The organism is Streptomyces sp. SID1328 (genome assembly GCF_009865595.1).
GTDB classification, from domain to species: domain Bacteria; phylum Actinomycetota; class Actinomycetes; order Streptomycetales; family Streptomycetaceae; genus Streptomyces; species Streptomyces griseoluteus.
In genome coordinates this window covers 1-1,963 of record NZ_WWKH01000503.1, presented here as the reverse complement: position 1 = coordinate 1,963, position 1,963 = coordinate 1, and the positions used below count along the sequence as shown (strand labels likewise).

3 protein-coding genes and 1 pseudogene are annotated in these 1,963 nt (G+C 70.9%); all 4 read left to right on the top strand.

The window, feature by feature from the left end; genetic code table 11:
* A partial coding sequence (locus GT030_RS15880; RefSeq protein WP_346009653.1) for an alpha/beta family hydrolase occupies positions 1–320 on the top strand: 320 nt, incomplete at its 5' end.
* Positions 321–578: 258 nt separating this feature from the next.
* Positions 579–1,274 carry a sigma-70 family RNA polymerase sigma factor gene (locus GT030_RS15875; protein ID WP_346009652.1) on the top strand — a complete coding sequence of 232 codons (696 nt, stop codon included), beginning with the start codon at positions 579–581 and terminating at the stop codon, positions 1,272–1,274.
* Positions 1,271–1,573: a mycothiol system anti-sigma-R factor gene (rsrA, locus tag GT030_RS15870; protein WP_086693108.1), complete on the top strand. Its 303-nt coding sequence runs from the start codon at positions 1,271–1,273 to the stop codon at positions 1,571–1,573. Before GT030_RS15875 ends, rsrA begins: the two co-directional genes overlap by 4 nt.
* Positions 1,574–1,679: 106 nt before the next feature.
* Positions 1,680–1,963 (top strand): annotated as a pseudogene (locus GT030_RS15865) (metal-dependent phosphohydrolase); the annotation flags it as partial.

Sequence of the window (1,963 nt, the reverse complement as noted above, 5' to 3'; positions counted from 1 at the left end):
CCCGCGTCGCCTGCCGCACCGCCACCGGGCTGGGCGCCCACGCGGTGCTCGCGCTGAGCTTCCCGCTGCACCCGCCGGGCAAGCCGGAGAAGTCCCGCGCCGGGGAACTGCTCGGCGCCGGGGTGCCCACGCTCGTCGTCCAGGGCGGGCACGATCCCTTCGGCCGCCCCGAGGAGTTCCCCGACGGCGGCTTCGAGCTGGTCGAGGTGGACTACGGGGACCACTCCTTCGCGGTGCCGAAGCGGGCCCCCGTGACGCGGGAGGCCGCGCTGGAGACCGTGACGGACGCCGTCACCAGGTGGGCCGCGTCACTCGGGTGACTCTCGGGAATGCCGGACGGGGCACCGCTGTTGTGCCGGACAGAAGTACTGGAGCGCCGGTGAGGCGTCGTCGCGGGAGAGGAAGTCAGCCGCATGGGTTCGACCGCATGTCCGAGTCGCAGCAGCCGTACTGACCTGGACTGGACGGTGCTGCACGCGGCCAAGACCGCTCCGATTCGAGCGGCGGTGGGTACGGGTCGTGTTCTATCCTCCGAAACGAGTGGGGCTGGTTTTGGCCTCGCGCGGGAACTTGAGGAGGTGGGTCCGGTCACCGGTACCGACGCAGGGGCCGGCAGCGGCCAGGCGGAGCAGCCCGAGGGCCAGGGCGTGAGCGCGGGGACGGGCGCCGAGAGCAGCACGGAGCGCAGCGCGCGCTTCGAGCGGGACGCGCTCGAATTCCTCGATCAGATGTATTCGGCAGCGCTGCGCATGACGCGCAACCCGGCCGACGCCGAGGACCTGGTGCAGGAGACGTATGCCAAGGCGTACGCCTCGTTCCACCAGTTCCGTGAAGGCACCAACCTCAAGGCGTGGCTGTACCGGATTCTCACCAACACCTTCATCAACTCGTACCGCAAGAAGCAGCGGGAACCGCAGCGCAGCGCGGCCGAGGAGATCGAGGACTGGCAGCTCGCGCGCGCCGAGTCGCACATGTCGACGGGGCTGCGCTCGGCCGAGTCCCAGGCGCTGGACCACCTCCCGGACTCGGACGTGAAGTCCGCGCTCCAGTCGATCCCCGAGGAGTTCCGTATCGCGGTCTACCTCGCGGACGTAGAGGGCTTTGCGTACAAGGAGATCGCGGACATCATGGGGACACCCATCGGTACGGTGATGTCCCGGCTGCACCGGGGCCGCCGCCAACTGCGCGGCATGCTGGAGGACTACGCGCGTGAGCGCGGCCTGGTCCCCGCGGGCGCCGGAGAGTCGGACGAAGCGAAAGGCTCGGGCTCATGAGCTGCGGAGAGCCGCACGAGACGAACTGCAGTGAGGTCCTCGACCATCTGTACGAGTTCCTCGACAGTGAGATGCCGGACGTCGACCGCGACAAGTTCCAGCACCACTTCGAGGAATGCCACCCGTGCCTGGAGAAGTACGGTCTGGAGCAGGCCGTCAAGAAGCTGGTCAAGCGGTGCTGCGGACACGACGACGTCCCCGCCGACCTGCGCGCCAAGGTCATGGGCCGGATCGAGCTGATCCGCTCCGGCGGCACCGTCCCCGAGCATGACGTGACCGCGGCCGCCGGCGAGAGCTGACCGCCGCTTCCTCACCCGAACGTGCTAATCCCACCGGACCAGCCCCCGCTCTCCCCGTGCCCCGTCCTACGCTCCACCCGGACGGGGCACGGTCGGGGAGGGCGTCATGGAGGCGGTTCCGGCAAGGGCACGGGTCTGCGTGGGCGGTGCCGCCCTGCTCGCCGCGCTCTGCGCCCTGCCCGCCCTCACCGGCCCCACGACGTGGGGCGCCCTCGGACTCCTCGCCGCGCTCTACGCGCTCTGTGACCAGGTCGTCCGGCGCCGCTTCGGCGGCACCTTCTACCCCGTCCTGCTCGCCGGGGCCTTCCTCTTGACCCCGGCCGCCGCCGCGCTCGTCCCGCTGCCCGCCGCCCTGCTCTCCCCGGTCGAGCACGCGCCGGCCCTCCCGCG

Coding starts and splice junctions, on each gene's coding strand:
- rsrA (WP_086693108.1), top strand. CDS start 1,271: ATGAGCTGCGGAGAGCCGCACGAGACGAACTGCAGTGAGGTCCTCGAC.